Origin of the sequence: Halorubrum tibetense, assembly GCF_042661865.1 — an archaeon.
Taxonomy (GTDB): domain Archaea; phylum Halobacteriota; class Halobacteria; order Halobacteriales; family Haloferacaceae; genus Halorubrum; species Halorubrum tibetense.
Window position 1 is genome coordinate 1 of the sequence record NZ_JBHSWW010000132.1, and the last position, 6599, is coordinate 6599.

7 protein-coding genes and 1 pseudogene are annotated in these 6599 nt (G+C 67.8%); 2 read left to right on the top strand and 6 right to left on the bottom strand.

The genetic code is table 11. From position 1 onward, the window contains the following. Window positions 1-244, bottom strand: a pseudogene (locus ACFQEU_RS09565) (hypothetical protein); the annotation flags it as partial. Window positions 245-382: 138 nt separating this feature from the next. Here ACFQEU_RS09565 and aroC point away from each other — a divergent pair. Beyond that, complete coding sequence (aroC, locus tag ACFQEU_RS09570; RefSeq protein WP_379781555.1) at window positions 383-1570, top strand: chorismate synthase; 1188 nt, start codon at window positions 383-385, stop codon at window positions 1568-1570. Between the two features lie 83 nt (window positions 1571-1653). Here the strand turns inward: aroC and ACFQEU_RS09575 are convergent, their stop codons facing one another. Both ACFQEU_RS09575 and ACFQEU_RS09580 read right to left on the bottom strand, forming a co-directional pair. Further along, window positions 1654-2532 (bottom strand): ZIP family metal transporter, encoded by an 879-nt coding sequence (locus ACFQEU_RS09575; protein ID WP_379781557.1) that lies wholly within the window; start codon window positions 2530-2532, stop codon window positions 1654-1656. A 51-nt stretch (window positions 2533-2583) separates the two neighbouring features. Beyond that, the gene (locus tag ACFQEU_RS09580) at window positions 2584-2925 is read right to left on the bottom strand and encodes a 2Fe-2S iron-sulfur cluster-binding protein (protein ID WP_379781559.1); all 342 of its coding nucleotides are present in this window, start codon (window positions 2923-2925) and stop codon (window positions 2584-2586) included. A 772-nt stretch (window positions 2926-3697) separates the two neighbouring features. Here ACFQEU_RS09580 and mvaD point away from each other — a divergent pair. Further along, entirely contained in the window at window positions 3698-4696 is a 999-nt protein-coding gene (mvaD, locus tag ACFQEU_RS09585) for a phosphomevalonate decarboxylase MvaD (RefSeq protein ID WP_379781561.1), read from the top strand. 90 nt (window positions 4697-4786) lie between these two features. On the opposite strand, the gene ACFQEU_RS09590 is transcribed toward mvaD, so the two are convergent. From ACFQEU_RS09590 to ACFQEU_RS09600, 3 genes are all read right to left on the bottom strand, one after another. Continuing rightward, window positions 4787-5569, bottom strand: a complete 783-nt coding sequence (locus ACFQEU_RS09590; protein ID WP_379781563.1) for an HAD-IIA family hydrolase — start codon at window positions 5567-5569, stop codon at window positions 4787-4789. A gap of 89 nt (window positions 5570-5658) precedes the next feature. Further along, entirely contained in the window at window positions 5659-6033 is a 375-nt protein-coding gene (locus ACFQEU_RS09595) for a hypothetical protein (RefSeq protein ID WP_379781565.1), read from the bottom strand. An 80-nt stretch (window positions 6034-6113) separates the two neighbouring features. Next, the coding region (locus ACFQEU_RS09600; RefSeq protein WP_379781567.1) for an alpha/beta hydrolase fold domain-containing protein at window positions 6114-6599 on the bottom strand (486 nt) is incomplete at its 5' end.

Consider the following 6599-nt stretch of genomic DNA (forward strand, 5'->3'; position numbering starts at 1 on the left):
CGGCGGCCGCGGCCGGTTCGAGGTCGTCGATCAACCGGTCGACCGCGTCGTCGCCGTTGCCGGCACACTCGAGCAGCGGAGCCCGGTACAGCCGGTTCCGGAGCCGGAGCCCCGCGAACGTCAACGGATCGTCGAGCGTAGGGGGTCGCCGAGGCGGGGCGGGTTCGTTCCCCGCCTCCGTGTCGGCGTGTGTGCGGACCCCGTCGACGTGCGTCCGGGTTCCCTTCCCGTCGGCCGTGTCCATACCCGAGGTTGGGGACCGGTCGGTTTCACGGTTCTGGCGGCTGACCCCACCCGTCGATCCGTCGGTTGTCGATCCCACCGGCCCCCTCCCGCTTGCGCCGATTGCAACCCCTATAAGCCCTCAGCCGTAGGTAGGGATATGAACGGGAACCGGTTCGGCCGACTCTTTCAGGTCACCACGTACGGGGAGAGCCACGGGGCGGCGATGGGCGTCACCGTATCGGGCGTCCCCGCCGGCGTCGAGCTCGACGAGGACGCGATCCAAGCACAGCTCGACCGGCGCAAACCCGGGCAGTCGATGATCACGACTTCGCGGGGCGAGTCCGACGAGGTGACGATCAACTCGGGGATCCAGAACGGCTACACTACCGGCACGCCGATCGGTATGGTGATCCAGAACAAGGACGCGCGCTCCGGCAAGTACGAGCCGTACGTCACCGCGCCGCGGCCCTCGCACGGCGATTACACTTACTCCGCGAAGTTCGGCACGCGCAACTGGGGCGGCGGTGGGCGCTCGTCCGCGCGCGAGACGGTGAACTGGGTGGCGGCAGGCGCAGTCGCCGAGCAGGTGCTCGACGCCTCCGAGCACGACGTCGAGATCAAAGCGCACGTCAACCGGATCGGCGATGTCGAGGCCGACGACGTGTCCTTCGAGGAGATCCTCGAGCACTCGGAGGCGAACGACGTGCGATGTGCCGACCCGGAGGCGGCCGCCGAGATGCAGGAGCTGATCGAGACGTATCAGCAGGAAGGTGACTCCATCGGCGGCAGCATCTACTTCGAGTGTCGCGGCGTCCCCCGCGGGCTGGGCGCGCCGCGGTTCGACAGCTTCCCGGCGCGACTCGGCCAAGCGATGTTCTCCATTCCGGCGACGACGGCCGTCGAGTACGGGCTCGGACGGAAAGCGACCGACGTGGCCGGTAGCGACCGCAACGAGGACTGGACGTTCGACGACGGCGAGTCGTTCGAGCACGTCGAAAGCGAGGAGGGGGACCCGGTTCCGGTCGGCAACGACCACGGTGGGCTTCAAGGCGGGATCACCACCGGAGAACCGATCTACGGCGAGGCGACGTGGCACGCGCCCACCTCGATCCCCAAGAAACAGCGCTCCGCAGACTGGGAGGCGGGCGAGGAGAAGGAGGTCCAGGTCGTCGGCCGCCACGACCCCGTGCTCCCGCCGCGAGCCGTCCCCGTCGTCGAGGCGATGCTGTACTGTACCGTGCTCGATTTCATGCTGCTCGGTGGCCGGATCAATCCCGATCGGGTCGACGGGAACCCGGGACAGTACGACACCGAGTACCACCCGAGCAGCCCCCGAAACGAGTAGCGGCCTCCGAGTCACCGCGCCGCTTCCCGCCCCGGTATCGGACTCGTCGCCGATGGCGGGGCCGTGTCACGACGACGGCCGGCTCACACCACGACGAGTTCATCGACGACGACCAACAGGACGAACCCGACGAGGAACGCCGCCGTCGCCGCGTCGGCGTGACCGTGCCCGTGTGAGGCGGGGATCAGCTCGCGGAAGACGACCGCGAGCATCGCGCCGGCCGCGAAGCCGGCGGCGATCGGGAAGAGGCCGGCGGCGATCGACACCAGGGTGAAGCCGAAGACGCTGGCGGCGACCTGCGGGACGAACCCGGAGAGCGCGGTGTACACGAGCACCTTCCCGTTCGACATCCCGGTCTCGCCCATCGGCACCGCGAACGCGAACCCGTCGGGGACGTTCTGTAACCCGATCACGACCGCCAGCAACAGCGCCACTTCCTCTAACCCCGACGCGAACGCGACGCCGATCGCCAATCCCTCCGGGGCGTTGTGGAGAGTGATCGCCCCCCCGATCAGCAGCGCCTTGCGGAGCGCGGAGTCCGGCTCGTCTACCGGCGCGGTCGGGTCGCCGAGCGACGCCTCCGTCACGACCTCCGGGGTCGCGTCGTCGACGGCGGCGGCACGCCCGTCGCTCATGGATGCCGCGTCATCGTCGGTCGCGCCGCCCTCGGGGATCCACTCGCGGTACTGCGCGTGGAGGTGCGGGATGGCGTAGTTGCCGCCCAGAAGCGCGAGTCCGCCGAGAAACACGCCGGCCATCACGGCGGCCAGCGTCCCTTCCTCCATCCCCGGAAGCACCAGCCCGAAGACGCTCGCCGCGACCATTAGCCCCGCCGCCAGGCCTAACGCGGCGTCGTACGTCCGGTGGGTGACGCGGGCTCGGGCGAACACCGGGATCGCGCCGAGCCCGGTGGCGAGGCCGGCCGCTCCCGTGATCGCGACGACCGTCAGGAGATCCGCCATGCACGGTGCTACCGGAGCGGGGGATATAAATACGGCCGACGGCGGTCAGCGTTAGTCGTCGTCAGCGGCAGCGCCGGCGTCCCTGCTCGCCCCGACGTCCGCCTCCTCCTCGATGCTCGGCGGGTACGTGCCGCGGTCGAGTTTCAGATCCGACTGCGGCCGCGCCATACAGGTGAGCGCGAACCGCTCGGCCTCCTCGTCGGTGAGCCCGCGCGCGGCCGGTTGAGTCACCTCGCCTTCGAGTATCTCGGCGGAGCAGGCGAGACACATGCCGACCCGGCAGGAGTACTCCTGGGCGATCCCCTCCTCGATACAGGGTTTGAGGATCGTCTCCGTGTCGGCCACCTCGATCGTCTCGCCGGTGCCGACGAACTCGACGGTGTACTCGGTCATACCCGGAGTTCCCCCCGATTCCTCAAAAAGGGTTCCCCTCGATCGCGTCGTCGTCGCGGGGACGGAACGGCTCCCTCATCGTCGTCGTATCGCCAGTCCGGCGGATCACAGGACGCCGAGGCCTCGGACGATGAGAAGCAGCGAGAGGAGGATGCCGAGGAGTCCGAGCGCGATCGAGACGCGGTCGTTCCTGTAGTTCATATAAACGGTAGACACGCGCGCACTGATATGCGTTGTCCCGGCTGTCCCGCTACGTATCAGCCTCCAACCTCCGCGGTCGCTCGAACGGGAAGTCGACTTACGCTTGATCTTCGGAGTCGTACTGAACGCGACCACCCGAGGATCCGGCGGCGACCGCCGACCGCGACTCCCTCGAACCGGCGTCGTCGACGCGTCGTATCTTATAAGTGGCCGTCGCTGTCGCTCACAGCGCTTATAAGTACGATCTCGTCACCAGCGATCCGACAATTCACGCCCGCCATCCATGATCGCCCCCACGGTACTGTGCGGGATCAGGATCGGGCTCGGATCTAACGCTCGTCGCGGATCTCGACGGAGCCGTCCGCGTCGCTGTCGTCCGTCTCGCTCATCCGCGTCGCTGTCGTCCGTCTCGCTCATCCGCGTCGCTGTCGTCCGTCCCGCTCATCCGCGTCGCTGTCGTCCGTCTCGCTCATCCGCGTCGCTGTCGTCCGTCCCGCCTGTCCGCTCGGTCAGTCCTCCGCGCCTCCCGCCCATCGCAACGACTAATCCGCCGCCGGCCGCTTCGGGAGGTATGAGCGAGAAAGTCACCGCGCGAGCCCACCCGATCCAGGGGCTCGTCAAGTACCACGGGATGCGCGACGAACAGCTGCGGCTCCCGTACCACGACAGCATCAGCCTCTGTACCGCGCCGACAGCGACCACAACGACCGTTGAGTGGGAGCCCGACGCGAGCGAGGACACCTACGTCATCGGCGACGAGGAAGTGGACGGGCGTGCCGCCGAGCGGATCGACATGGTCGTCGACCACGTCCGCGAGCTCGCCGGCTTCGACCACCCGGTCCGGCTCGTGAGCGAGAACTCCTTCCCGTCGAACATCGGCTTCGGCTCCTCCTCCTCTGGGTTCGCCGCGGCGGCGCTGGCGTTGACCGAGGCGGCCGGCCTCGACATGAGCCTCCCCGAGGTGTCGACGGTCGCCCGCCGCGGCTCCTCGTCGGCCGCGCGGTCGGTGACGGGCGCGTACTCCGTGCTCGAAGCCGGTCTCAACGACGAGGACTGTCGCTCGTATCGGCTCGACGTCGGGGAGGGATCGGACGGGTTCGACCCCGAGACGGACCTCCGGATCGTCGCGGCGCACGTCCCGGCGTATAAAGAGACCGAGGAGGCACACCGCGAGGCCGCCGCCAGCCACATGATGCAGGCGCGGACCGCCCACGTACAGGACCAGCTCGTGGAGATGAAGGACGCGCTCCGCGAGGGGGACTTCGCCCGGATCTACGGCACCGCCGAGCGCGACTCCCTGTCGCTGACGGCGACGACGATGACCGGGCCGGCCGGCTGGGTGTACTGGCAGCCGGAGACGATCGAGGTGTTCAACGCCGTCCGAGAGCTACAGAACGAGGGCGTCGACGTTCACTTTTCGACGGACACGGGCGCGTCGGTGTACGTCAACACCCGGCCCGAGCACGTCGACACGGTTCGGTCCCGGATAGACGCGATCGGGATCGACACCGACGTCTGGGAGGTTGGCGGCCCGGCTCACGTCCTCGACGCGAGCGAGGCGCTGTTCTAATAATTTCGGGGTGATCCGCTGCCGCACGCGTGCGTCGGCGTCGGGTCACGGTCTTGGTCGGTAACGGAAGGGGATGGCGACGCGGCGTGTCTAGACGATATCGACAAGGTCGGCAACCGAGTCGACGACCTCGGTCGGCCGATACGCGTACTCCGCCACGTCCTCACGACCCGTCGATCCGGTGAGGACGAGATACGTCGTCAGCCCGGCCTCGATCCCGGCCACCACGTCCGTATCCATTCGGTCGCCGACCATCGCCGTGGATTCCGAGTGGACCCCGATCCGATTCAGCGCGCTCCGGATCATGATCGGGTTGGGTTTACCGACGAAGTACGGTTCCGTACCGGTTGATTCGGTGATGAGCGCCGCAACCGACCCTGTCGCCGGTAGCGGACCATCACTCGATGGGGCGGTCGCGTCCGGATTCGTCACGATAAACCGCGCGCCGGCATTGACCAACTGGACCGCCTCGGTGATGGTCTGGAACGAGTACGTCCGACTCTCGCCCAGAACGACGAAGTCCGGGTCGGTGTCCGTAAGCGTGTACCCGACGTCGTGTAGCGCCGTCTTCAGTCCAGCCTCACCGATCACGTACGCCGAGGCTTCCGGCATCTGGTTCGCGAGGAACTGTGCCGTCGCCACCGCGGAGGTCCAAATCCGATCTTCCGGGACCGCGATATCCACATCGGAGAGACGAGCAGCCAGATCACGCCGCGTGTACATCGAGTTGTTGGTGAGAACGAGAAACTCTCGTCCGTGCTCTCGGATCCGATCGATGAACGCGTCGGCTCCTGGGAGGGCCGCATCATCACGTATCAACACACCGTCCATATCGATCAACCACGTCTCTGGTCGCGGTTCCGGCTCAGTCATCCTTGTGGACACCTATCAGGCACTACCACCGGCAGAAACTTGAGCCTTCGTCGGCACGTTCCGCTGCGCTATCACTCGCGAGGAGGGTCTCACATAAGCGTGATCGAGGCCGAGGTGAACGGCACGCCGACGGCGTCGGTGACACCCGCGAGCGGGAGGACCGCCAGCACGAGGATCGCGGCACCCCAGGCGATGAACCCGATGATCGCCGCGTGGACCCACGACGATCCGTACCGTCGTCGAATGATCCAGATCCACGCGACTAGCGGGATGAACTCGCCGACGAGCGGGATCCACGACAGCAGGAGCTCCGAGAGGCCCCACACGATCGCGCCGAAAAGCGCCGTGAACACGGCGTGACTGTAGTCCCGTGTGTCGGTGACGACGCTGGCGGCGATGAAGATGGCCAACCCCCCGACGAGCAGCCCGACGACGAACGCGATAAGCGACCCGATGAGACTCATGTCCGGGACGTTCGGCTCGGATCCCTTGAGGGTACCGGCGACCGTCGACCGAGGGGAGCCGGGGATCGAACCGCGCGCGTTCAGAGCCGCGATCGGATGTCGTCGGCGACCGCCGACAGCGCCGCCTCCGCGACCGCGACGCGGTCCGAAAGGCTACAGAACCCGTGTGCCATCGCGGGGTAGTGGCGCCCCTCCACCGGAGTCCCTTCCGTCTCGAACCGGTCGACGAGCGCCAACCCGTCGTCCCGTAGCGGGTCGAACCCGGCGGTAACGACCGTCGCGGGCGGGAGGTCGCCCAAGTCATCCGCGCGCAACGGCACCGCGAACGGGTTGGCCGCGTCGACGGGACTCCGGAGGTACTGGTCGTAGAACCACCGCATGTCCTCGCGCGTCAGCAGCGGGCCGGCGGCGTTCTCCCGGTAGGAGTCGGTGTCGAATCCGTGCCCCGCGATCGGGTACAACAGGAACTGTCCGGCGAGCGACGGGCCGCCGTACTCCCGGACACGAAGCGCCGTCGCGAGCGCCAGGGTCGCCCCCGCGCTCGTCCCGCTGACGCCGACCCGGGC

What these genes read in the sequence shown, in the direction of transcription:
- aroC (WP_379781555.1), top strand. Translation starts at nt 383, where the DNA reads ATGAACGGGAACCGGTTCGGCCGACTCTTTCAGGTCACCACGTACGGG.
- ACFQEU_RS09575 (WP_379781557.1), bottom strand. Translation starts at nt 2,532, where the DNA reads ATGGCGGATCTCCTGACGGTCGTCGCGATCACGGGAGCGGCCGGCCTC.
- ACFQEU_RS09580 (WP_379781559.1), bottom strand. Translation starts at nt 2,925, where the DNA reads ATGACCGAGTACACCGTCGAGTTCGTCGGCACCGGCGAGACGATCGAG.
- mvaD (WP_379781561.1), top strand. Translation starts at nt 3,698, where the DNA reads ATGAGCGAGAAAGTCACCGCGCGAGCCCACCCGATCCAGGGGCTCGTC.
- ACFQEU_RS09590 (WP_379781563.1), bottom strand. Translation starts at nt 5,569, where the DNA reads ATGACTGAGCCGGAACCGCGACCAGAGACGTGGTTGATCGATATGGAC.
- ACFQEU_RS09595 (WP_379781565.1), bottom strand. Translation starts at nt 6,033, where the DNA reads ATGAGTCTCATCGGGTCGCTTATCGCGTTCGTCGTCGGGCTGCTCGTC.